Annotated in this window: 29 protein-coding genes and 1 tRNA gene; 12 read left to right on the forward strand and 18 right to left on the reverse strand. The window is 30.6% G+C overall.

Annotated elements, in window-relative coordinates:
- Positions 1-2 precede the first annotated feature (2 nt).
- From rsxA to OWM07_RS00660, 4 genes are read left to right on the forward strand one after another with little or no spacing between them, the layout of a single operon-like run.
- Entirely contained in the window at positions 3-584 is a 582-nt protein-coding gene (rsxA, locus tag OWM07_RS00645) for an electron transport complex subunit RsxA (RefSeq protein WP_423301739.1), read from the forward strand.
- A 14-nt stretch (positions 585-598) separates the two neighbouring features.
- Positions 599-1381, forward strand: a complete 783-nt coding sequence (locus tag OWM07_RS00650; protein WP_423301740.1) for an RnfABCDGE type electron transport complex subunit B — start codon at positions 599-601, stop codon at positions 1379-1381.
- An 11-nt stretch (positions 1382-1392) separates the two neighbouring features.
- Complete coding sequence (locus OWM07_RS00655; RefSeq protein ID WP_423301741.1) at positions 1393-2388, forward strand: histone deacetylase family protein; 996 nt, start codon at positions 1393-1395, stop codon at positions 2386-2388.
- Between the two features lie 13 nt (positions 2389-2401).
- Entirely contained in the window at positions 2402-3040 is a 639-nt protein-coding gene (locus OWM07_RS00660) for a CBS domain-containing protein (protein WP_423301742.1), read from the forward strand.
- Here OWM07_RS00660 and OWM07_RS00665 read toward each other — a convergent pair.
- Both OWM07_RS00665 and OWM07_RS00670 read right to left on the reverse strand, forming a co-directional pair.
- Positions 3012-3788: an NRDE family protein gene (locus OWM07_RS00665; RefSeq protein ID WP_423301743.1), complete on the reverse strand. Its 777-nt coding sequence runs from the start codon at positions 3786-3788 to the stop codon at positions 3012-3014. The two genes, OWM07_RS00660 and OWM07_RS00665, sit on opposite strands and share 29 nt — an antisense overlap.
- Positions 3788-5077 carry a M16 family metallopeptidase gene (locus OWM07_RS00670; RefSeq protein ID WP_423301744.1) on the reverse strand — a complete coding sequence of 430 codons (1290 nt, stop codon included), beginning with the start codon at positions 5075-5077 and terminating at the stop codon, positions 3788-3790. The genes OWM07_RS00665 and OWM07_RS00670 overlap by 1 nt, the downstream gene beginning before the upstream one ends.
- Before the next feature lie 271 nt (positions 5078-5348).
- Between OWM07_RS00670 and OWM07_RS00675 the strand changes: the two genes are divergently transcribed.
- On the forward strand, positions 5349-5717 hold the full coding sequence (locus tag OWM07_RS00675) for a cytochrome P460 family protein (protein ID WP_423301988.1): 369 nt from the start codon (positions 5349-5351) through the stop codon (positions 5715-5717).
- Positions 5718-5821: 104 nt separating this feature from the next.
- Positions 5822-5895: transfer RNA gene (locus OWM07_RS00680), tRNA-Arg, on the forward strand.
- Here the strand turns inward: OWM07_RS00680 and OWM07_RS00685 are convergent.
- Entirely contained in the window at positions 5896-6501 is a 606-nt protein-coding gene (locus tag OWM07_RS00685) for a molybdopterin-dependent oxidoreductase (RefSeq protein ID WP_423301745.1), read from the reverse strand.
- A gap of 37 nt (positions 6502-6538) precedes the next feature.
- The gene (locus OWM07_RS00690; protein ID WP_423301746.1) at positions 6539-6787 is read right to left on the reverse strand and encodes a hypothetical protein; all 249 of its coding nucleotides are present in this window, start codon (positions 6785-6787) and stop codon (positions 6539-6541) included.
- Positions 6788-6898: 111 nt separating this feature from the next.
- On the opposite strand from OWM07_RS00690, the gene OWM07_RS00695 reads away from it, so the two are divergent.
- Positions 6899-7462, forward strand: a complete 564-nt coding sequence (locus OWM07_RS00695; RefSeq protein WP_423301747.1) for an IMPACT family protein — start codon at positions 6899-6901, stop codon at positions 7460-7462.
- Here OWM07_RS00695 and rsmI read toward each other — a convergent pair.
- The 13 genes from rsmI to OWM07_RS00760 all read right to left on the reverse strand — a co-directional run bounded on the left by rsmI (position 7433) and on the right by OWM07_RS00760 (position 17497).
- Positions 7433-8257, reverse strand: a complete 825-nt coding sequence (gene rsmI, locus OWM07_RS00700; protein ID WP_423301748.1) for a 16S rRNA (cytidine(1402)-2'-O)-methyltransferase — start codon at positions 8255-8257, stop codon at positions 7433-7435. The genes OWM07_RS00695 and rsmI overlap by 30 nt on opposite strands.
- Complete coding sequence (locus tag OWM07_RS00705; RefSeq protein ID WP_423301749.1) at positions 8254-8637, reverse strand: DUF2914 domain-containing protein; 384 nt, start codon at positions 8635-8637, stop codon at positions 8254-8256. Before OWM07_RS00705 ends, rsmI begins: the two co-directional genes overlap by 4 nt.
- A complete protein-coding gene (gene trxB, locus OWM07_RS00710; RefSeq protein WP_423301750.1) occupies positions 8638-9606 on the reverse strand; it encodes a thioredoxin-disulfide reductase in 969 nt (322 codons plus the stop codon).
- 16 nt (positions 9607-9622) lie between these two features.
- A complete protein-coding gene (locus OWM07_RS00715; protein WP_423301751.1) occupies positions 9623-10132 on the reverse strand; it encodes a TlpA family protein disulfide reductase in 510 nt (169 codons plus the stop codon).
- On the reverse strand, positions 10132-10392 hold the full coding sequence (locus OWM07_RS00720) for a hypothetical protein (protein ID WP_423301752.1): 261 nt from the start codon (positions 10390-10392) through the stop codon (positions 10132-10134). Before OWM07_RS00720 ends, OWM07_RS00715 begins: the two co-directional genes overlap by 1 nt.
- On the reverse strand, positions 10389-11231 hold the full coding sequence (gene nadC / locus OWM07_RS00725) for a carboxylating nicotinate-nucleotide diphosphorylase (RefSeq protein ID WP_423301753.1): 843 nt from the start codon (positions 11229-11231) through the stop codon (positions 10389-10391). The genes OWM07_RS00720 and nadC overlap by 4 nt, the downstream gene beginning before the upstream one ends.
- Entirely contained in the window at positions 11225-13843 is a 2619-nt protein-coding gene (locus OWM07_RS00730) for a valine--tRNA ligase (RefSeq protein WP_423301754.1), read from the reverse strand. Before OWM07_RS00730 ends, nadC begins: the two co-directional genes overlap by 7 nt.
- Positions 13844-13963: 120 nt before the next feature.
- On the reverse strand, positions 13964-14236 hold the full coding sequence (locus OWM07_RS00735; RefSeq protein ID WP_423301755.1) for a hypothetical protein: 273 nt from the start codon (positions 14234-14236) through the stop codon (positions 13964-13966).
- The gene (locus OWM07_RS00740; RefSeq protein ID WP_423301756.1) at positions 14214-14411 is read right to left on the reverse strand and encodes a hypothetical protein; all 198 of its coding nucleotides are present in this window, start codon (positions 14409-14411) and stop codon (positions 14214-14216) included. Before OWM07_RS00740 ends, OWM07_RS00735 begins: the two co-directional genes overlap by 23 nt.
- A complete protein-coding gene (gene tsaE, locus OWM07_RS00745; protein ID WP_423301757.1) occupies positions 14411-14836 on the reverse strand; it encodes a tRNA (adenosine(37)-N6)-threonylcarbamoyltransferase complex ATPase subunit type 1 TsaE in 426 nt (141 codons plus the stop codon). Before tsaE ends, OWM07_RS00740 begins: the two co-directional genes overlap by 1 nt.
- Positions 14808-16325, reverse strand: coding sequence for an NAD(P)H-hydrate dehydratase (locus OWM07_RS00750; protein WP_423301758.1), 1518 nt, complete (start codon positions 16323-16325; stop codon positions 14808-14810). The genes tsaE and OWM07_RS00750 overlap by 29 nt, the downstream gene beginning before the upstream one ends.
- Before the next feature lies 1 nt (position 16326).
- Positions 16327-17322, reverse strand: coding sequence for a D-glycero-beta-D-manno-heptose-7-phosphate kinase (gene rfaE1 / locus OWM07_RS00755; RefSeq protein WP_423301759.1), 996 nt, complete (start codon positions 17320-17322; stop codon positions 16327-16329).
- The gene (locus OWM07_RS00760) at positions 17312-17497 is read right to left on the reverse strand and encodes a Trm112 family protein (RefSeq protein WP_423301760.1); all 186 of its coding nucleotides are present in this window, start codon (positions 17495-17497) and stop codon (positions 17312-17314) included. The genes rfaE1 and OWM07_RS00760 overlap by 11 nt, the downstream gene beginning before the upstream one ends.
- A gap of 148 nt (positions 17498-17645) precedes the next feature.
- Here OWM07_RS00760 and OWM07_RS00765 point away from each other — a divergent pair, with 148 nt between their 5' ends.
- From OWM07_RS00765 to OWM07_RS00785, 5 genes are read left to right on the forward strand one after another with little or no spacing between them, the layout of a single operon-like run.
- Positions 17646-18389 (forward strand): ZIP family metal transporter, encoded by a 744-nt coding sequence (locus tag OWM07_RS00765; protein WP_423301761.1) that lies wholly within the window; start codon positions 17646-17648, stop codon positions 18387-18389.
- Between the two features lies 1 nt (position 18390).
- A complete protein-coding gene (gene mnmL / locus OWM07_RS00770; protein ID WP_423301762.1) occupies positions 18391-19293 on the forward strand; it encodes a tRNA modification radical SAM protein MnmL/YtqA in 903 nt (300 codons plus the stop codon).
- Positions 19277-20683 carry a cardiolipin synthase gene (gene cls / locus OWM07_RS00775; protein WP_423301763.1) on the forward strand — a complete coding sequence of 469 codons (1407 nt, stop codon included), beginning with the start codon at positions 19277-19279 and terminating at the stop codon, positions 20681-20683. Before mnmL ends, cls begins: the two co-directional genes overlap by 17 nt.
- 47 nt (positions 20684-20730) lie before the next feature.
- Positions 20731-22041 carry an FAD-dependent oxidoreductase gene (locus tag OWM07_RS00780; RefSeq protein WP_423301764.1) on the forward strand — a complete coding sequence of 437 codons (1311 nt, stop codon included), beginning with the start codon at positions 20731-20733 and terminating at the stop codon, positions 22039-22041.
- A 12-nt stretch (positions 22042-22053) separates the two neighbouring features.
- Positions 22054-22506 (forward strand): universal stress protein, encoded by a 453-nt coding sequence (locus tag OWM07_RS00785; RefSeq protein WP_423301765.1) that lies wholly within the window; start codon positions 22054-22056, stop codon positions 22504-22506.
- A gap of 195 nt (positions 22507-22701) precedes the next feature.
- On the opposite strand, the gene OWM07_RS00790 is transcribed toward OWM07_RS00785, so the two are convergent.
- On the reverse strand, positions 22702-24258 hold the full coding sequence (locus OWM07_RS00790) for a sodium:solute symporter family transporter (RefSeq protein ID WP_423301766.1): 1557 nt from the start codon (positions 24256-24258) through the stop codon (positions 22702-22704).
- Positions 24259-24273 lie beyond the last annotated feature (15 nt).

The raw sequence follows: 24273 nt of genomic DNA on the forward strand, positions 1-24273 counted from the left end.
GTATGAAAGAGTTGATACTTATTTTTATAAGTGCTGTTTTGGTAAACAACTTTGTATTGAGTAGATTTTTAGGGATATGCCCATTTTTTGGTGTTTCTAAAAAACTGGATACTGCTATCGGTATGTCTTTTGCAGTTACATTTGTTATGACAATTGCTGGGATTATCACCTGGATATTGCAATATGCAGTTTTGAATCCTCTAAAATTAGAGTATTTACAAACTATAGTTTTCATTCTTGTTATTGCTTCTTTAGTACAGTTTGTTGAGATGGTGATAGAAAAAACATCTCCTGCACTTTATAAGAGTCTTGGAATATTTTTGCCATTAATTACAACTAATTGTGCGATTTTAGGTGCAGCTATTTTAAATATTCAATTTAAATTTAACTTTTTAGAAATGTTAGTTTTTACTGTGGGCTCGTCCATAGGTTTTGGATTGGCTCTTGTTCTTTTTGCTGGTATCAGGGAAAGAATTGAGCTTTCAAATATCCCTTATTTTTTTAGAGGGGTACCTATAGCTTTTATAACTGCAGGGATTTTAGCTTTAGCATTTTTAGGGTTTTCTGGACTTGTAAAAATTTAATTATGGGGTTTTAGATGATAGAAGCTGTAGTAGTTGTTGGTTTATCAAGTTTTGTAGCGGGATTTGGTTTGTATGCTGCTTCAAAGAAGTTTTCTGTTGAAAAAGATCCTAGAATAGAAGAAGTAAATGAGATTTTACCTGGGGCAAATTGTGGTGGATGTGGCTACCCTGGATGCTCTGCTTTGGCTGAAGCTATTGTTAAAGGTGATGCTCCTGCAAACGCCTGCCCAGTTGGTGGTGCTGAACTTGCAGAAAAGATTGGTAAATTATTAGGGTTAGAAGTTGATACCTCAGTTAGAAAAGTGGCAAAGATTAAATGCCATGGAGATAAAGAAAAATGTCCTCCAAAATATGAGTATTATGGCCCTGCTGATTGTCACGCAATTGTCTTGTTAGGTGGAGGTAATAAAGGGTGTATATATGGTTGTGTTGGTGGGGGAAGTTGTGTAAAGGCTTGTAATTTTGACGCTCTTAAAATGGGAGATAATGGTATCCCTGTTGTGGATGAAAAAAAATGCACTGCATGTGGCTTGTGTGTAAAAGCTTGTCCTAGAAATTTAATTGAGCTGATTGATGTTGAAAAAAGATTTATAGTTTCTTGCTCATCAAAAGATAAGGGTGTTGAAACAAAGAAAGTGTGTAGTGTGGGGTGTATTGGTTGTAGATTATGTGCAAAAAATTGTCCTGCAGATGCAATAACTGTTGAAAATAATTTAGCTTATATTCATGCAGAAAAATGTATAAACTGTGGAAAATGTGAAGAGGTATGTCCTACAAAAGCTATTATTAAGCTGTAGGGAATAGATTATTGGTTAAGATTGTTTATGATGAAGTATTTTTGAAGCATAAAACATTTAAAGGGCATCCTGAGTCATCATATAGATTAAAAGCATTAATTGAAAGTATTAAAAATTCTGAATTAAAAAGTAATATTATAAAACCTGTTTTTAAAGAATACAGTGAAGAGCTTTTAGGATTGGTTCATTCTAAAAGTTATATCCAGGAATTTAAATCAAGTGTAAAGTCAGAAACTTTTTTTCAACATAAAGATAACTCTATATGTGAAGATTCTTTTGATGTGGCATTAAAAGCTGTTTATGCTCATTTATTTGCTGCTGATTATATTATGAGTAACGAACCTAAAAAAATATTTGTGGCAGCAAGACCTCCAGGACATCATGCGGATAAAAATAAAGCATTAGGCTTTTGTTTTTTTAATAATATTGCAATAACGGCAAGATATATCCAGAAATACCATGGATTAGAAAAGATTTTGATTTTTGATTTTGATGTGCATCATGGTAATGGTACACAAAATATTTTTTATGAAGATAATACTGTGTATTATGTAAGTATCCATGAACACCCAACTTTTTTGTTCCCAGGCACAGGTAGGTATTTTGAAACAGGTAAGGGGTTAGGGAAGGGTTATACTTTAAATATACCCCTTAAGCCAGAAGCGGATGACAATGAGTTTGGCAAGGTTTTTTTAGAAAAAGTGGTTCCAATATTTTATAAATTTGAACCTGAAATTTTACTTGTATCTGCTGGTTTTGATGGGCATAAAGAAGATATGATTGGGGACTTGAATTTTACGACAGAACTTTATAGAAAATTAGGGTATGCTTTGAAATATTTGAGCAATAAATTTTGTGAAGGGCATTTACTTATATCTTTAGAAGGTGGCTATAAGCCAGAGATTTTAGCTGAATCGGTGGTAAATTTTTTGGATGCTTTAAATGATGATAAGCAGATAGATGTTTATGATTTATTTCTAACTGATGAAATGTTTGGTATATTTTAAGTAGGAGAAAAATATGTTTGTAAAGGATTGGATGACAAAAAATGTAATAACAGTTTTCCCTGATACAAAAATTGATACGGCTGCTTATATAATGTTGTCTAAAAATATTAAACATTTACCAGTTGTAAATAGTGAAAAAGAGTTGCTTGGTATTGTGGTGAAAAGTGATATTAGGGGAGTTATGCCAGAGTCAACTATAGATAAAAAGGAAGATTTAAGTGATAAAAAACCTCTCTTTGTAAAAGATATTATGTCTGATGAGGTAGTATCAATAAATGAAAATGACACTTTAGAAGATGCATTGTTATTTATTTATCAAGGGAGAATAGGTGCATTGCCAGTGGTGGATGACGAAAACAGAGTTGTTGGTATTATTTCAAGATACGATATTTTAAAAGCGATGGTAGCTATTATGGGGTTGGAAGAGCCGGGTAGTAGAGTTGATGTTGTTTTAGAGGATAGACCTGGTATGCTTGAGTTGCTTGCCAAAGAGTTTAAAGAGCTTGATATAAATATAATATCAGTGATTGTTTCAAATACAGGTGATAAAAAGAGGATTGTATCAATTAGATTTGATGGTTTATTCAAGCACAAAGTTGAGGAGCATCTAAAATCTAAAGGTTTTAAGATTTATTATCCTTGGAAAGCTTAATTTGAAATTTGTACTTAGAAATTTTATTATTTAGTTGGTCTTTTTCATAAAATGACACATTGTTTTTTGAATCAATTAGGATAAAATATGAAAAAACAGTCCCGTAGGTTTCAGATTCAATAAATATTGATGAAAGAAGTTTTTCCTTTTCATAACCTACACCTGTATCAGGTAATAAGTTGTCATCAGCTTTTTCTTTATCTTCTAAATAACTAAATACTTCGTTAACATCGATATTTTGTTTTTGTAGTATTTTCAATAGATAAGATTTTAATTTTTTTGTTTTATACCAATTGGTATCTAAAAAAGCGTTACTCAAAGTGTATACCCCTTTTGTTAGATTTTTAAGCCCCCCAACAACATTTGAGTAGTAAAAAAGATTATCAACTGTACCAAAAATTAAATTAAATGGGTTATAAGCATTTTGCATAGCATAAAAGTCTATCAAGAATCTCTGAATTGAGGCAGGTGAAGTTAAAAAATTTCTGACAATTAGACCGCGGGAAGCTTTTTGTGAGTCAAATTTTTTAGGGTCTCGATAATTGGTTAGAAAAGCTATCTTACCATTGTTTTTATTGATACCAAGCCAAGTGCCACCAGCCTTTTTATCTTTACCAGCTAATATATCAGGGAAGTCTTCCCAAAAGTGAGCTGATATTGATCCCCTTTCATAAAACTCATCACGATTGCCTATTAAAACAAATTTGTACTTTTCATTTGGGTTTATTGCAAAAGCGTAAACACACATTAGTTACTTTTCGGAAGTGTCTTAACTAATACATAGTGGCCGTTAAATATTGAATTTGCTAAGCTCTTAACATCCTCTAATGATACATTTTCTATATTTTTTTCATAATCTTTGTAATAGTTTTTAATATCATGGGTATAGGAATACCCTATATCGTTTGCTTCAGAGCTCACTTTTTCATGCTGGAAAAGAAATTGGGAAATTAATCTGTTTTTAGCCTTTTCAATATCATTTTTGGTTAATAGGTTCCCATCTTTTAATTCGTTTATTAAAGAAAATAACTCTTTTTCTGCTTCATCTTGTTTATCTGGTGCTGATGTAAAATAAAAAGTAAAACTACCGTCATATCTTAAACCCATATATCCACCAAATACAGATGTTACCAACGGTTTTTCATATTTAAGCTTTTGGTTTAATAATGAAAATTCTCCACCAGAAAGTATTTCTGTAAGGACTTCTGCTGCATAAATTTTATCACTAGTTAGAGGGAAAGCCTTGTAGCTTATAGCTACATAGGCTTGATTGACATTTTTATAAAATGTTTTTTCTATATCTTTTTGTAAAATAGTTGGTTTAAAAACATTTTGTTTTCCAGATTTTACCTCTTTTGTTTTATTAAAATATTTTTCTGCTAATTTTTTTACTTCAGCTTCACTTAAATCACCAACAACAACTAATGTCATATTTTCAGGATGATAAAAATGGTTGTAATAATTAAAGAGGGTTTCTCTTGTAAAACTTTTTATATTATCTTCTGTCCCGATAACTTCCATAGCATAAGTGGTATTTTTGTAGAGGTTTTTAGATAATTCTACCCACATATCATAAGTTGGAGAGTCATATTTTCTTTTTATTTCTTGGATTACTACAGGTTTTTCCTTTTCTATCTCTTCAGGTAAAAATTTTGCTTTAAAAACCATTTCACTTATTACATCAAAAGCTACTTCAGCATTTTTTGATGGGATAGTAATGTAATAAAATGTGTAATCTTTGCTTGTAGCTGCATTCATCTGACCACCATTTGACTCTACAATTTCATCAATTTGTGAAGGTTTATATTTTTCTGTACCTTTAAAAACCATGTGTTCTAAGAAATGTGCAATACCATTGTTTTTTTCGTTTTCATTTCTTGAGCCTGTTTTCATCCATAGTTGGACAGATACAATTTTCACTCCATCCACCTGTTTAAAAACCACATTTACACCATTTTTTAGTTTAAACTCAGTTGTAGCCAAAGCAACCCCTCCAAAACATAATAGTATAATCATTAATTTTATAAAAAATTTCATTTTTCACCTCATACGACAACTTAATATAGCACAACTATATGATAATAAAAACCAGATTTTGTTCAATAATATATTTTTATCATAATTTTATTGTATAAGGATTTTATAGTTATTTTTATGTTTAATTTTTTTTTATGATATAATATATATATGGAGGTGGCTTATGAAAAAGTATTTGGGTACTTTAGTATTAGTAATTTTATCAGTTGTAATTGTTTCATGTGGTATGTATGGCTCATCTAGTGTAGATGGAAAATCGTTATGGAATTAAATTAACAAATCTAATTATACTAGTTGGAAGCTTTTCCCTGGGACTACAAAATTGTATAAAGGTCAGAGCCCTCATGGTGCATTTTTGACATCTTATATTAACGATGTTGGTTATAATAGTTTGAAAAAGAAAGAGTTTGATTATGGTACTATAATTGTGAAGGAAAACTATACACCCTCTGAAAAGTTAGCAGCAATAACTGTTATGTACAAGATAAAAGGGTATAACCCTGAAGGGGGAGATTGGTATTGGGCTAAATATTCTCCAAAGGGTGAAGTGCAGGCTCAAGGAAAAGTTAAAGGGTGTATATCTTGTCATTCAGATGTGAAAGATTATGATTGGTCATTTTTAAAAGCTAACTTAGAATAAGGGCATAGCCCTTATTCATTTATATTTTTCGTAAAAAAATTCTATTTTTACAACTTGACAAAGGATTTTATTATAATTATAAAATTTGAGCTCTATATTATTTTGCGCCCATAGCTCAACTGGATAGAGCGTCTGACTACGGATCAGAAGGTTGGGGGTTCGACTCCTCCTGGGCGCGTTATTTTATTATTATACCATCTTCAGGATAACCGTATTTTGACCAGAAACCGACCTCTTTTTGATTTGAAAATACTATCTTTTTAATCCATTTAGCGCTTTTGTATCCATACCTGTCAGGATAAAACAATCTTACTGGGAAACCATGATCCATTTCTAAAGGCTTATTGTTTACTTTTAGTGCTAAGATGTATGAATCTTTGATTTCTTTTAATGGTATTGATTCTGTGTATTTATTCCCATAGCAGTAAAAGTTGATATATTCAGCTGTATAGAAGGGTTTTGTCATTTTTATAAGAGTTTTTAAACTAATCCCTTCCCACATTAGATTTGGTACAGTCCAGCCTTCAACACAATGAAACTCTTCTGTATATTTAGTATCTATTAGATTTAATAATTCATCATACTTTAATTTTAGCTTATTTTCTATAAGGCCTAAAACCTGAAGATTATACTTTTTAACATCTATTGTTGGAGTGGGTTCTTCTACTGTTCTTATCTTCCATTTTTTAAATATGTCGGTTATTTTTGCAAATGAACTAACTCTTGATGATAAAATGAATAATCCAGTTAAGAAAGTTTGTTTTATAAATGTTCTTCTTTTCATAAGGATAAAATTGCTTCTATAATTATTTTGTCAATTGTTATTTTTCATCCATAGCAACTAATCTCCATTCAAGGTTATTTTTACTGTAAAAAATCTCATAAATATTCACTCCATCTGTTGCTGTAAATTTGTAAATGGTATCACTCCCCTCACGCTCTTTCCATTGATATATCAATGACTTTATAAATATTTTCGTGTCTTTAAATTTAAACCAAACGGGTTTGATTTGTCCATTTATATTGAAAATAGCTCCCACCTTTATTTTTTCATCTAAAATTACCAGCATATTTACCTCCTGCAAACAAATGTTTGCTTTTGGTTTTTTAACTCATTCTTTTGATAAATGCAATAGTTTTTATTGTTTGAAATTTTTTTAGCTTTTAGTTAGACTTAAGTTATGTTTACAGTTTTAGAGTGTTTTACTGAAAGTTATGAAGTGAAAAAATCTAAATTTATATCATATCTTTTACCCACCAGTATGTTTGATGTATATTTGAAAAAATTAAGAAAGGAACATTCGAAAGCAAACCATATAGTATGGGCATACAGACTATTAAACGATAATGGGCTGATAGAAGAAAGAGAAACTGATGATGGGGAGCCAAAAAACAGTTCTGGCAAACCTACATTAAAGGTAATTCAAGGGAACAATCTTATAAATGTTGTTATATTCACAGTTCGATACTTTGGTGGAGTAAAACTTGGTTTTGGTGGGCTTATAAAAGCATACACAGAAGCAGCGTTAAAAGTTATTCAAAAGGCAGAATTAATTGATTTTGTTTTAAAGGAAAAGATGGAGTTAAGCATTTCAATAAACAGATATAGTCATTTTCTTTACTTAATAAATAAGTATAATTTATCTTTGATTCGTAGTGAATTTATAAATGAAAAAGTTAAAGTTGTAATTGAAGGGGAAAAAGAAAACTTGAGTTTATTCCTTGATATTGTTAAAGGATTCTAATAATTGATAGGCGTCATTTCTTTTTAAACCTAAAACTTTTAAAATTTTCATAATATCTTTTTTATCAAAACCTTCATTAAAAAGTGATGTACATATTTTCTGATAATCGTAATTTTGTGACAAATCATCTGAAGTATTGTTGTCAATTACAATTACAAACTCCCCTTTTAATGTTAGGTTATTAATGTCTGAGCTATTGTTTATAAAAATTCTTTCTTCGTAAAGTTTGGTTATTTCTCTAATTACAGCAAAAGGTGGATTAAAAAAATCAAACAATAGTGTTAATGTATCAGTTATTCTATGAGGTGATTCATAGAGGATTATAGTAGTTTTATAACTTTTTAAGATATCTAATTCTTTAATTTTTTCATTTTTTCTATGGTTTAAAAAACCGTAAAATAAAAAGTGGTTTGAAGGGAATCCAGAAAGGATAAGTGCAGGAACGAAAGCAGTTGCTCCTGGTAAAACCTCAAACTTAATCCCCTCTTTTATTAATTCTTTAATCAGAAAATAACCTGGATCTGAAATACAAGGTGTCCCAGCTTCACTAATTAGAGCAAGTTTTAAACCGTTATTAATCTTTTTTAATATACTTTCAATATTTTTCTTTTCATTGTCCTTATGATACGAAGTAACCTTTTTTTTGATATTATAATGCGAAAGTAAAGTAAGAGCTTTTCTTGTATCTTCAGCTAAAATTTCATCAACAGTATTTAGTACATCCAAAGCTCTCAAAGATATATCTTTAATGTTTCCAATTGGAGTTGGTACTACATAAAATTTTGTTTCAATCATTCAATTTTAAAACTAATAGAATCGATCATTTTTCCATCTTCAGAATATATTTCAACTTTCCAATCCCCTTTCCATTTAGGTAAAATCTTTTTAGAGCTGTAAGTTCTCCACCTTCCAGAGTTAACAGCTAAAGGAACTTCTGCCATAATATTATCTTTATAAATCCAGATATGAACTACTTTAGTGGGGTATTTGTCAGTTGTTATTTCGGTAAAACAATAAACTTTTCCTATATCTGCAGGAAAGATGGTATTTACATCTACGGGTTCTCTGTTTTCAATCCCTTTAGCAATAGCAATTCTTTTAACTTTTGTTTCTGCAAAAACATTAATTGAGAATATTAGCAAAAATATTGTTAAAATTATGTAAATTTTCTTCACCTAAACCTCCTGTGAATAATTTTCTTCAATAAACCTTTCTGCCATTTTAGCAGCAACAGCACCATCAGCTACGGCTGTGACAATCTGTCTCAACTCTTTTTTCCTAACATCGCCAGCAGCAAAAATCCCAGGGACATTTGTTTTAGTGGTTTCATCAGCGATTATAAAGCCTGATTCATCCATTTCAAGCAACCCTTTGAAAGCATCGGTATCTGCTGTCCATCCGATAAATACAAATACACCATCAACTTTTAAATCACTGGTTTTACCAAGTTTTTGGTCAAAAAGAGTTATAGATTCGATTTTATCTTCACCATTTACTTTTTTTACAACGCTATTCCATATAAACTCTATTTTTGGATTTGCAAAGGCTCTATCCTGTAAAATTTTAGCTGCTCTTAGTTTATCTCTTCTGTGCACAATATATACTTTTTTTGCAAATTTTGTGAGATAGTGCCCTTCTTCTACTGCAGAATCACCACCACCAATAACTGCTACAACTTTATCTTTGTAAAAAGCACCATCACATGTAGCACAAAAAGAAATACCCCTTCCTAAAAATTTATTTTCACCTGGGACTCCAAGATGTTTAGGCTTTGCACCTGATGCAATGATGACTGTTTTAGTTTTTATTTTTAAATCCTTATATTGAAGGCACACATATTTATATCCATCACAAAACTCTATTCCTCTACACATCCCATTTTTCACTTCAACACCAAAATGCTTTGCGTGTTGATATAATTTTTCTGTAAGATCACCTCCAGAAATCCCTTCAACAAAACCTGGATAGTTTTCAATTATTTCAGTAATAGCTACTTGCCCTCCAGGGAAATTTTTTTCAAGAATAAGTGTTTTTAGGTTGTCTCTTGCAGCATATATTCCAGCTGTGAGCCCTGCTGGACCACCACCAATTATAACCACATCATATTCATCTTTTAAGTCATCAAAATTAAAAAAATCTTCCATGCTTACTCCTTATAATTTATAAAATTTTATTAATTTCTTTAATATTTGGAACTTTTGAAGCATAAATTAATCTATTATTTTCATCTAAAATAACCATAAATGGCCAGCTATTAATTCCAAAAATATATTCAACTTTTTTTATATTAGTCAAATATAAATCTTTTTCAACGCCTTTATAATATTTATTTGAAATATACTTTAATGCATCATTTTTGTTCTGTTTTGTATTAACAAAAACGATAAAATACCACCCCTTTTTTTCAGCTATATATTTTAGCTTAATTATATCTTTTTTGTAAAAATTCGAATAAATATTGTTAGTTGTAAGAAATACAATAACTTTTTTTAGTTTTATATCGTAAAGATTAAACTTTTTACCATTTATAGTTTTTATTTCAAAGTTAGGTATTGTTGAATAATAGGGGGGTGGTTCATTTTGTCTGTATTTATATAAATAATAAAATGCGTATGCAACTAAAATATATATTATTATATTTTTGCCACTTAAAAAATTTGTTCTGCTCATTACCAGATGTTGGTATCCACATCTTTTCCATATTTAGCAATTAAAATATCTATTAATGTCTTATCAAATATTTTTGGACTAATGACGCTTGTATCAACTTTTTCTTCAAAAAGCTTTCTTCCTAAGTTTATTTCTTCTTCGAGGACTTCAAAAACATTATCGTTCTTTAATCCTTCAATGACTTTATCTTTGTTGTATAAAACGATATCATCAATAATTGTCCTTGCAAGTCTTTTTGCTCTTTCTAAATCTGTTATCATAGCAACTCTCCAAATCTCATACTTATATCCACAGATTTAAAATTATTAGTTAATGCACCTATTGAAATAAAATCTATAGGATAATTTTTGTATATTTCTATCTTTTCCAGCGTTATACCTCCTGATACTTCTATTTTAGCACGTTTATTTATAAGTTTGCAAGCTTCATCAATATCTTTTATGTCAAAATTATCAAGCATAATAATATCAGCACCAGCTTCTAATGCTTCTTTTACTTCTTGAAGATTCCTTGTTTCTACTTCTATTTTTACAGTAACAGGGATATTTTTTCTTACAATTTCTACTGCTTTTTTTATAGAGCCTACAGCGTCTATATGAGTATCTTTAAGCATAACGCCATCAAATAAGCCTATCCTATGATTGGTTCCTCCACCAACTTTTACTGCGTATTTTTCTAAAATTCTTAAACCTGGAGTTGTTTTTCTTGTATCTAAAATTTTGATGTTTGTTCCCTTGAGAGCATTCACATATTTATTTGTATTTGTTGCAATTCCTGATAATCTTTGAAGAAAATTTAAAACAGTCCTTTCAATCATCAAAATGGTTGATGTATCACCACTTATTTCTGCTATTTTTTCACCTTTATTTATTAAATCACCATCACTTTTAAGTGGAATAAATTTAATATTTCTATCTACTTTGTAGAATAAATCATTGATAACAGGTAATCCACATAAAATAAACTCTTCTTTAGCAATAAGATAATATTTAGCCCTTTTTAGGAATGGAGCTAAAGATTTAGTCGTTAAATCGCCAGATCCAATATCTTCTAAAAGTGCTAAATCGATAATTTTATCAACCAGAGGGGAGTTTAACATAGGCTTTTTAACCTTTCTATTGTTTTTTCAATCTCTTCAAGTTTTATTTTTGCTTCTTCATATTTAGCTTTATCCTTTTCTATTATATGTTCTGGTGCTTTTTTAAGATATTCTTCATTATTTAATTTTTTGCCGTAAATATTGATATCTTTTAGGTATGTTTTTTTCTCTTTTTCAAGCCTTTTGATTTCTGATTCAAAATCTATTAAGCCTTCTAAAGGAACGAAAATAGTAAAATCTTTTTCTATCTGAACAGCTGATTTTTCAATATCTTTGTTAGTAAAATTAATGTTATCTACTTTAGCCAATTTTTTTATAATATCTGATTTAATTTCGATTAGATTTTTCATTTTATCTGTGCATTTCACATAGATTTCTACATTTTTTGCAGGTGGTATATTATATTCTCCTCTAATAGTTCTTATATTTGAAATAAATGAAATAATTTCTTCTATGTTTGAGAATTCATTATAAAACTCAAACTTACTTTCTGGATATGGTCCAAAAGTTATAGTTTCTTTGTTTGTCAACTTTTTGTAAATGTATTCAGTTATAAAAGGCATAAATGGATGAAGTATTTTAAGTGATTCTTCTAATGTATATTTTGCCACTGCTAAAGCGTTTGTTTTGTTTATGTTGTTATAAATTCTGTGTTTGATAAATTCGATATACCAATCGCAGAATTTATGCCAAAAGAATTGGTAAATTTCGTTTGCTGCTTCATTAAAATCATAAGATTTGATAAATTCTTCAGTATTTTTTGCAGTTTGATAAAGGTTGTGTAAAATCCATTTATCTTCCATCTCAAGGCTATCAAAATCTATTTCACTTATATTTTCATCGAGGTTCATCATAATAAACCTTGAAGCATTCCAAATTTTATTAACAAAGTTTTTATAACCTATTATTCTATCTTCTGATAATTTTATATCTCTTCCCTGAGCTGCAAATGCAGCCAAAGTAAATCTAAATGCATCGGCTCCATATTTTTCTATCATAACCAAAGGATCGATTACATTACCTTTTGATTTACTCATTTTTTGTCCGTATTGGTCTCTAACAAGAGCATGAATATAGACATGATAAAATGGAACATCTTTCATAAATTTTAATCCCATCATAATCATTCTTGCAACCCAGAAGAAAAGGATATCAAAACCTGTAACAAGACAGCTTGTAGGATAAAACTTTTCAAGAGTTTTTGTTTTTTCTGGCCAACCCATTGTGGAAAATGGCCATAAAGCTGAAGAAAACCATGTATCGAGGACATCAGTTTCTTGTGTTAGCTCAGTAGAGTCACATTTTTCACATTTTTCAGGATCTTTAAAATCTACGTTGATATGTCCACATTTTTCACAATACCAGGCTGGTATCCTGTGCCCCCACCAGATTTGTCTTGATATACACCAGTCTCTTATATTGTACATCCACTCAAAATATGTTTTAGTCCACATCTCTGGAAAAATTTTTATTTTACCTTGCTCAACGGCTTCTATTGCTTTTTCAGCAAGAGGTTTTATTTTTACAAACCACTGCATTGATATTCTTGGTTCAACAACAGTTTTACATCTATAACAATGTCCAACAGAATGGTCATGTTTTTCAATTTTTTCTAAATATCCAAGGTTTTTTAATTCTTCTACTATCTTTTTTCTTGCTTCAAAACGATCCAATCCTTTGAATTTGCCACCATTTTCATTAATAATACCTGATTCATCCATTACATTTATTTCTTCTAAATTATATTTTTTACCAAGTTCAAAGTCATTAGGGTCATGTGCAGGTGTTACTTTTAACGCACCTGTACCAAACTCCATATCAACATATTCGTCTGCAATTATTGGCAATCGCCTATTTAAAATTGGTAAAATTGCATATTTACCTATGAGATGCTTGTATCTTTCATCGTTTGGATTGACTGCAACAGCAGTGTCACCGAGCATTGTTTCAGGTCTTGTAGTAGCAATTAAAAGTTTTTCATCACTATTTTCTATAGGATAATAGATGTAATAAAGCGCGCCTTCTTTATCTTCATGCTCTACTTCGAGGTCACTCAAAGCAGTGTGACATCTTGGACACCAATTTATAATATAGTTAGATCTATAGATTAAACCTTCTTTATAAAGGGTAACAAAAACTGTCCTTACAGCATTTGAAAGCCCTTCATCCATAGTAAATCTTTCCCTGTCCCAATCGCAGCTTGCTCCAAGCCTTTTAAGCTGATTTATAATTTGCCCACCAGATTCTTCTTTCCACTGCCAAACTCTTTCTATAAATTTTTCTCTACCAAGATCATGTCTTGATAAACCTTCTTGAGCTAACATACGCTCAACAACATTTTGAGTGGCTATTCCAGCATGATCTGTGCCAGGTAGCCATAAAACTTCAAAACCTTTCATCCTGTGGTATCTTATTAATATATCTTGCAATGTATTATTTAAGGCATGACCCATATGTAAAGAACCTGTTACATTTGGTGGTGGGATCACAATAGAATAGGGTGGTTTATCTGAATTTTCATCTGCATGAAAATATTTTTTTTCTAACCATTCATTATACAACTTTTCTTCAAACTCAGAAGGCTCAATTCGAATTGGTAATTCTTTTTCCATTTCCTCTCCTCATTTCTTTAGTTATTATAAGATAAACAATTTCAAAAATAACATAAGTTTTTTAAAAACAAAAGTGCTTTTATCGATTACTTTGAATTTTTCAAGATAAAAATTTGAATATTAATTGAGAGATTTTTCTTTATTTTCAACTGGTAATAAAGTTAAAATCAAGTTATTCAATTTATTTATATATTGCTCAATAATAAATAGCTTATATTTAAGATAAGCTTTATCTTCCAATGACAAAGTTGGATCATTAAGTGCTTTGTATATTTTTTCCATCTCTGATACAAAAAGGGATAAATCCTCAAGCCCATCTTTTGCTAAATTGAAAATATCTAATTCTCTTTTTTTTAGTTCTTTCAAAATATCAATTCCATCCGTTTTCTTCATTATACCCCTCAAACTCGATATCTTCATCCTTTAAATAAATTTTATCAAAGACTTCTCCGCATTCCTGACATTCATAATGAAAAATAATCCAGACATCATTATCTACAACTATTTCTGTTGGGTTTAATTCTTCTAATTTCTGTTTTCCACAATAAGGACAAAATATTGGCTCCATCAATCACCTTTTTTTATAATAATTTCTCTTTTAGTATTATCAAGTTTTTTAATATATATTTCAATAAAATTTAGCCCATTAATTGTGTCTTTTATAATTTCTGGCCATTCTATAAATTTTATACCATCTTTTTCTATATAGTCAAAAAAACCTATATTATCAAGCTCCAAAATATTTTTAATTCGATAGAGATCAAAGTGGTAAATATTAAATTTCCCTTGATAAGTTTGCATCAGTGTAAACGTAGGGCTTGTAATTTCATCATGGCATTTAAGTTTTTTTGCTACAGATTTAACAAATAAAGTTTTACCTGCTCCTAATTCACCATAGAGTAAAATAATCTCATTGCCTGAAAGTTCCTGAGCAAAATTTTGAGCAATTTCGATTGTATCATTCTCACAATTGCTGATAGTTTTCAATTTCATTAAACCCTCTATAAATATTTTTTATGATCTCTGTTGTTCTAAGACATTTCTCATTTTTCTCTTTGCTAAGTATTGCTGCTGTAAGATTCATTACATAGCAACCTAATTTTGCAGCATCTTCTAAAGAGTATTTTTGTGCTATAAGACTTCCGATTATCCCAGCTAAACAGTCACCACTTCCACCTTTTGAGAGTGCAGGTGTACCATTTGATAAAACATAAAGATTAGCATCAGGAGTGGCTATTATTGTATCAGCACTCTTTAAGACTAAAACTACTTGGTATTTTGTAGAAAACTCCCTTGCTAATTCAATTTTGTTATTTAAAACTTCTTCTTTTGTAAGCTCTGTGAGTTTTGCAAACTCTCCTATATGAGGTGTTAATACTGCTCTAAAACTTAGATTTTTTAGCATTAAATCATCTAAATGATATAACCCATCAGCATCAATTACAAAATTTTTATCAGTGTTTTCTATTAATCCTTTAACAAATTCTTTGGTTTGATGATTTCTGCCTAATCCACATCCTAAAGTGATAACTTCTTTATCTTTTATAAATTCCAATAGAGGTTCTAATTCGTCAGTTGTAAAAAAGTCTCTACCTTTTACAATAAAAGCCATAATTTCAGGATATTTTGATAAAAAGTAATAATACTGTTCAAAGATTGCACATGTTGTAAGTCCAGCTCCAGACATTACAGATGCGTAAGAAGCCATTATAGGTGCACCCATTTTCCCAGCAGAACCACCAATAATTACATTGTGACCAAAGTGCCCTTTATGTGAGTCTTCTTCCCTTTTATAAATTGTAGGTAGATTCTCTAAAGTAAGTTCAAAAATAAAAGGGGATACAGATTGAATTGCGAAATCGGGGATTGAAATATCTTTGACCACTACTTTACCACAAAACTTTTTAGCTGGGTAAAAAACATGAGGTATTTTAGGTCTTGCAAGTGTTATGGTTAGATCAGCTTTTATACACTCACCTATAACATTGTGATTACTACCTGACAAACCACTGGGTATATCGATGGCAATCTTATAAGCATTTGATAAATTTATTTGTTTAATAATATCTTTAATAAAACCATCAACCGCTCTTGATAATCCTGTACCAAAAATAGCATCAAATATTACATCATACTCATTAAAATTTATATTTTCATTATAATTTAATAATTTAATTGGGTAATTTTTTATAATTTCTAAATTTAATTTAGCATCACCTTTTAATTCTTCTTGAGGATATAGTAAGATAATATCAACATGATACCCATTATTGAAAAGATGTCTTGCCACCGCAATACCATCGCCGCCATTGTTCCCTTTACCGATTAGAACTGCTACTTTATTCTTCTTTATATTTAGTTTTTCAAATTCTTCAAAGATTGCTCTAGCAGCATTTTCCATTAATACAATGGATGGCGTTTTTAGAGTTTCTATGGTGTATTTATCTGCATTTGCCATTTGTTTAGAAGTTAAAACTTCCATTTTACTTCTCCATTGTATACTTGATTAATGTGGGTAGATTTTCTAAAAGTTCTTCTTTAGTTGTAGTAGCTGTTCCTACTTTGCCTACAACTATTCCAGCTGCTGCGTTTGCTATAATTGCTGCTTCTACATAGTCAGCGCCTACTGCCAAAGCAGATGTGAATACACTAATTACTGTGTCTCCAGCTCCTGTAACATCGTAAACCTCTTTTGCAACAGCTGGTATATGTGTAATGGAGTTAGGGGTAAAAACTGTCATCCCTTCTTCACCCCTTGTAATAACCAACGACTTACTATTGAGCTTTTCTAAAATATTTTTACCGCATTTTATTAACGAGTCTGTATCTTTAATTTTAATATTTGTTGCCATAGAAGCTTCTTTATTATTTGGTGTCAATGAAGTAACATTTTTATAATAATAAAAATTTTCTATTTTTGGATCTACTGTTATAATTTTACTGTTATATTTAGTAACTAACTGTTCAATTAGGTATTTAGTTATCATCCCTTTTCCATAATCGGATATAATTATGGCATCTATCCTATTTTCAATTTCATCAATATAATTTAATAACTTGTCGATATCCTTTTTCTTAATATTATGTTTTTCTTCTTTGTCTATTCTAACTACTTGCTGACTATGTGCTATAATCCTTGTTTTTGTAGATGTTATTCTACCATCATTTAGTATAAATGACTCATGAATTCCTATATCATTCAGAAGTTCTTTTAGAATTTTGCCATTGTTATCATCTCCAATTATGCCAGCAAGTATTGGATTTACACCTAAAGTTTTTAGGTTTGCAGCTACATTAGCTGCTCCTCCAGGCATCATTACCTCTTTATTTATTTCTACCACTGGCACAGGTGCTTCTGGAGAAATTCTATCAACAGTTCCATAAATAAATACATCAAGCATCAAGTCGCCAATTACTAAGATATTGAGTTTACTAAAATTATTTACATAGTTTATTAGTTTTTCTAAATTAATATTCATCTGTATTTTCAACCTCTTTTGCTTCGTCTATAAGCATAACAGGGATATCTTCTCTTATTTCATATAACAGTTTACAATTATCACAAACAATAAATTTTTCATCTTTACTTAATCTGATATCACCTCTACATTTTGGGCAAGCTAAAATTTCTAAAAGTTCTTTATTTATAGGCATAATAACCTCCTAATTGACTTTGTAAAATGACTATAAATTTTACAGATATTTTTATCAAGAAGTTTTTGTTTAAAAAAATCTAATAGAGTTATTGTAAAATGTAATTAAATTGTTTATTTTACTTTAGTGATAATGGGAGGGTAAATTTATGTCAACAATAACTCTGGGTTTATTAGGTAGTTTACTAGCAGGTTTGGCAACCACTTTAGGTGCAGTTCCGTTATTTTTTTATAAGAAGCCATCAAGAGGTGCTCTTGATTTTTTACTTGGTATTTCTGCTGGAATAATGCTTGCTGCAACTATCTTTAGTTTATTAATCCCTGCAATGGATATGGGTGGTATTTTGATTTCGGTTATTGGATTTGCTTTGGGAGCTTTATTTTTGGATAGAATGGATAAAATAATTCCACATTATCATACTGAAACTGGGTATGAAGGGCCACCTTCGAAAATGAGAAAGATATGGCTTTTTGTTTTAGCTATTACACTTCATAATTTTCCTGAGGGTATGGCAGTTGGTGTATCATTTGGTAGTGGTAACATTGATGATGGTATTACTATCGCAACTGCAATAGGTTTGCAAAATATACCTGAGGGTTTGGCAGTTGCTGCTGCTTTAATTTCTGAAGGGAAATCTGTGCGTTATGGCACAGGTATAGCGTTTTTATCTGGTATTGTTGAGCCAATAGGTGGATTACTTGGTGCTGCTATTGTTTCTATTATGTTACCAATGTTGCCTTTCTTTCTATCTTTTGCAGCTGGAGCAATGTTTTTTGTAATTAGTGATGAGATCATTCCTGAGACTCATAAAGGTGGGTATGAAAGGTTAGCTACTTTTGGAATAGTATTAGGTTTTATTGTAATGTTAATTCTTGATAATGCGTTAGGATAAAATGTATAACTCTTTTAATCAATATTTAAAGGAAAGATATGGTTGCAAAGTTTGGAAAATTAGTATTGATGCTGGATTTACATGTCCAAATAGAGATGGACTTAAAGGGGTTGGTGGGTGTACCTACTGCAATGTAGATTCGTTTTCAAATGTCTCAGAAGATGAGATTTCAAATCAGATAAAAAATAGAATAAAACATCTTGAAAAAAGAAAGATAAAAAAATTTATTGTTTATTACCAAACATATTCTAATACCTATGCTCCTTTAAATATTATTAAAAAGAAGATAATGGCAAGTCTTGTGGATGAAAGAATTGTAGCTATATATATTGGGACAAGACCAGATTGTATAGATGAAGAAAAAATTAGATTTTTTAATGAATTATCATCTAAGATAGATATTGTCTTAGAGTATGGGCTTCAATCTATACATAATCAAACTTTAAAACTTATTAATAGAGGGAGTACTTTTGAAGAGTTTGATTATGCATTGAAGTTAACAAGAAAATATCAATTGCCAGTATGTGCACATATTATTTTAGGATTACCTGGTGAAGACAAGAATATGATGTTGGAAACAGTAAAATATTTAGCAAAGTCTAAAGTTGAATTTGTAAAATTTCATCATTTACACATTGTGAAAGATACAAAGATGCATAGAGACTATATAGAAGGAAAAATAAAACTTTTAAATGAGGATGACTATATCGAAATTTTAGCAGAAAGTATAAGCTTATTACCAAAATCCACTGTTATTGCAAGATTAGTCGGTGATGCAGATGAGAAATATTTAGTGGCACCTTCATGGCCAGAAAATAAACTTAAATTTTTAGAAAAATTAAATTATTACTTAAAAGAGAATAAATTATATCAGGGAAAAAATTATAATGAAAATATTTTTTGAATTATTTTTCCAATACACAAATATAATAATAACAATGACTTTTGTTTTAATAATCCTTTCTGGTAGAAAAGAAGCTAGAGCAACACTGGCATGGCTACTTTTTGTCATTTTTTTCCCATATTTGGGAGCAATAGCTTATTTAATATTTGGTAATTATAAATTAAAAAGAATTGTCGAGAAGAAAATTAGAGAATCAAAAAAAATTCATTTAACACAATATCATAGTTGTATTTTAGAATATGAAAAAAATAAATTTGGAAAATTGGTAGAAAAAGTTACTAATCTTGAACCTTTTTTAGTAAAGGAACTGGAATTGCTACCTAGTGCCATCGAAAAATATTCAAAACTTTTTCAGGACATTAATAAAGCCAAACATTACATATTATTAGAATATTATGTTTTTAGACAAGATGATGTAGGAAGATTCTTAATTAAATTACTTACCAAAAAGGCTAGAGAAGGTGTAAAGGTATATTTACTTTATGATGGAATTGGTGCTATAGGGCTATCTTTGAGAAAAATTTTAAATCCATTAAAGGAAGCTGGTGGTAAATGTGCCGCTTTTTTATCTCCATTGAATTTAAAAACTTTCTCAAGGGTAAATTTTAGAAACCATAGAAAGATTGCTATTATTGATGGTGAAGTTTGTTATACTGGTGGGATTAATATAGGCAATGAATATATAGGCGACTTATTTAATAAGCAAAAATGGTATGATGCTCATATAAAATTTAAAGGGAATGGAGTTGGCTTTGTAGAGGAAGTTTTTGCTGAAGATTGGTATTTTACGACAGGTGAAGATATTACACCTTTTCTTAAAAAAAGAGAAGCAGAAGCTGGTGATGCTACGGTACATATCATACCATCTGGTCCTGATCAAGAATCCCCATATATTTATGATACTCTTTTTACAGTATTTAATAAAGCAGAACACTCTATTGAAATAGTTACCCCTTATCTAGTCCCTGATGCTCCAATTATGGAATCTTTAAAAAATGCTGCAAAAAGAGGGGTTGATGTAAAAATTATTTTGCCAGGTAAAAATAATCACCCTATGGTCGCGATGGCTGGGAAATCTTATTATGAAGAGCTGCTTCTTGCTGGTGTGAAAATTTTTGAAATGAAAGATGTAATGATCCATGCAAAAATTATTAAGGTGGATGATCAATGGGTTACAGTTGGCTCAGCAAATCTTGATATTAGAAGTTTTAGGCTTAATTTTGAGCTTAATGTTATAGTTTACTCCAGTGAATTTGCTTATGAAGTTAATAAACTTTTCAAGTATTATCACTCATTATCTAAAGAGATTTTCTTTGAGGATGTTTCAAAAAGAAATTTTATGGTAAAAGTATTCGAAGGTGTTTGCCGAACACTATCTCCAGTATTGTAAAAAATAATTTTTATTATATCTTAGAATATTATAAATAGGAGATAGTTATGAAAGTTGTGATTGTTGGTGGTATTGCTGGTGGTCTTACATGTGCAAGCAATATAAAACGGATGAATAAAGAAATAGATGTAGTGGTTTTTGAAAAAGGGAAAGATGTTTCTTATGGAGCTTGTGGAATGCCCTATAATTTAATTGATTTAGATAGACCAGTAGAAAAACTTTATGCTTTAAGTTTTGATGAGATAGTAAAAAATAGGGGTATTGATTATAGATTAAATCATGAAGTCATAGAAGCAGATTTAAAAGAAAAGTATGTAAAAGTTAGAAATGAAGATGGAGAGTTTATTGAAAATTATGATATTTTAGTTATTGCTACTGGTGCAAGAGCAAATAGAATTTCGATTTTTAATGACCAAAAAGATAGCTTTTATTTTAAGACATTAGATGATTTAAGAAGGGTAAAAGATTTTATTAAAAATAATAAAGTCAATAAAGTTTGTTTAATAGGCGCTGGTTATGTAAATTTAGAGGTTGCAGAGGTTTTAAGAGAGCAAGGCAAGGAAGTCTTTATTTTAGAGAAGATGGATAAAATCTTACCTCAATTTTGCGATGAGATTAGAGAAAAGGTTTATAAAAAATTAAATGAGAAAGGTGTTCAGTTATATTTAAATGTTGATATAACAGAAAAAGATGTTGGTAAAGTGAAAACAAATATTGGCGACTTTAAAGCTGATATGTTTATTGTTTCAGCTGGTGTAACTCCCAATAGTGATCTTTTTGATGTGGATAAAGGGGTAAAAGGTGCAATTATTACTGATAGATATATGCAGACTTCACAAAAAGGGGTATATGCAGTTGGTGATGTAACACTTGTATATAATAGGATTATCGATGACAATGTGTATTTTCCACTTGGAACAACTGCGAATAAGCAGGGTAGAGTGGCTGCATACAACATAGTGCATGGAAATAAAATGAAATTTTATGGTATTGTTCAAACAGCTACTTTTAAACTGTTTGAATATACCGTGGCTACTACAGGTTTGAGCGAATTTCAAATGGATGAATTGGGTATTGATTATGAAAAAACAGTTGTAACAACTCGCACGAGAGGTGCTTATCCTGGTGGTGGTAAAATGACTGTTGTTATTTATCATGATAAAGATGATAGAAAAATTCTTGGTTCTCAAATGGTTGGAGAGGATGTTGTAGCAAAAAGAGTTGATATTATTGCCACTGCAATCTCAAATAAAATGACAATAGATGATTTTGCATGGTTAGACTTATCATATTCTCCTCCATTTGCTCCTGTTTGGGATCCTGTTTTAGTTTGTGCTCAAAAGGCAATAAAAAAATAAAGGGGGTAAATTATGTTTAAGCCAAAGAAGATTTTAGTACCAGTAGATTTTTCAGATAGAAGTGAGATCTGTTTGGCAAAGGCTCTTGAAATCGCGGAAAATGTGGGGTCAAAAATTGTTTTGTTGCATGTGGTTGAAAAGAAAGAAGATGAGCTTTTGAATATGTATTTGTCTAAGGAGCAATTAGAAAAAATTAATGATGATATTAAAACACATGCTGAAAATCAATTAAATGAACTGATTGCTAAAGTTGGTTCAGGGAAAAGTATCGATATTGAAAAAAGGGTTGTTTTTGGAATCCCCTATGATGTAATAGTTAGACTGACTGAAGAAGAAGACTTCGACTTAGTTGTTATTGCTTCACATGGTAGAAGTGGGATCGAAAAATTCTTTTATGGTAGTACTACAGAAAAAGTTGTTAGAAGAGCTGCCTGTTCGGTATTATTGGTTAAAGAGAAAGCTTAATGAGGGGGTATCTTACTGCTTTATTAAAATTTGCCCAATGGCAAAACAGTTTTACCATATTCTTAATTAATAATTTTAGTAGTAACTGAATAGGTATTGTACAAGAATTTTGAGTAAGAATTGAAAAAGAGGTATATTTCCTGTAATCTACTAATATCTATAAAAAGATAAAGGGAGAGATTTCCTCTCCCTTTTTTAATGATCACTTGCTTCTGAAATACCTACACCAAGATATGTTCTGATTTTTTGTTCTTCGAAAATTTTCTCTGCATTTTTATCAGGTGCGATTTTTGAACCAAACCATGCTGCTAAAAATGCAATTGGTAAAGAAACAATTGTAGGGAACTTATAAGGGAAAATTGGTGCAGGGTTATGTAATAAGTCAACCCATACTGTTGGACTTAAAATAATCAGTATAGTGGCAGTTAATCCTCCAGCAAGAATTGATAATACTGCGCCAGTAGTGCTTAATTTTTTCCAAACGATAGATAAAAATAAGCTTGGAAAGTTAGCACTAGCAGCAATAGAGAAAGCTAAAGCAACCATAAATGCAACATTTTGTTTTTGGAAAGCAATACCTAACAGTATAGAAGTTAAACCATAAATTATAGTTGCTACTCTTGCAGCTTTAAGTCTGCCTTCTTCAGTAACATTCCCCTTTTTAAATGTGCTAACATATAGATCGTTTGCAAGTGCAGCAGAAGCAGCAAGAGTTAAACCTGCAACAACAGCTAATATTGTTGCAAAAGCAACTGCTGCGATAAATCCTAAGAATGGGGTTCCTCCAAGCAATAGTGCTAGCATAGGAGCAGCCATATTACCACCTTTACCAATTGATGTAATGGCTGCCTTGCCTACAAGTACAGCAGCTCCGAAACCAACAATAGGAATTATGAGGTAAAAATAACCTATAAATGTAGTAGCATAAACTACAGATTTTCTTGCTTCTTTAGCGTTTGGCACTGTAAAGAATCTCATTAAAATATGTGGCAACCCTAGTAATCCAAGCATTAGTGCTAATCCCAGAGACAATGCTTCAACTGGTCCTTTAACTAATCCACCAGGGTTTAACATTTCTACACCGTATTTAGTTTGTACAGCACCATATAAATTCCCAGGATTAAAACCGAATTTTGCTAAAGTTAATAATGTTAAAAGAGTAACACCAAATAGTAACAAACAAGCTTTAATTATCTGTACCCATGTTGTAGCGAGCATACCACCAAGAACTACATAGATTAGCATTACAACACCAACAATGATTTCAGCCCAGATATAAGGTATACCAAACAAAAGCTCGATTAGTTTTCCAGAACCTACCATTTGTGCAGTAGTATAGCAAACAAGAACCATTAATCCACTAATAGCTGAGGCTGTTCTAATTGGTCCTTGTTTTAATCTGTAAGCAACAACATCAGCAAAACTATATTTACCGAGATTTCTTAAAGGTTCAGCTATTAAAAACATAAGTGCTGGCCAACCAACTAACCAACCAACAGCATAAATCATTCCGTCATACCCTTTGAGAGCAACAAGACCTGAAATCCCTAAAAAAGAAGCAGCTGACATATAATCCCCTGCTAAAGCAAGACCATTTTGGAAGCCAGTAATACCACCGCCTGCAGTATAATAATTGTTTGCTGATTGCTGTTGTTTCCTAGATGCAAACCAAACGATAATCATTGTAAAAATAACTACTAGTATAAAAGAAATAATTGCTATAATATTAGGTTCGCCAAATTTATAATCCATATTAGAATCCTCCTC

The sequence above is a fragment of the Deferribacter thermophilus genome (genome assembly GCF_049472675.1).
GTDB classification, from domain to species: Bacteria; Chrysiogenota; Deferribacteres; order Deferribacterales; family Deferribacteraceae; genus Deferribacter; species Deferribacter thermophilus.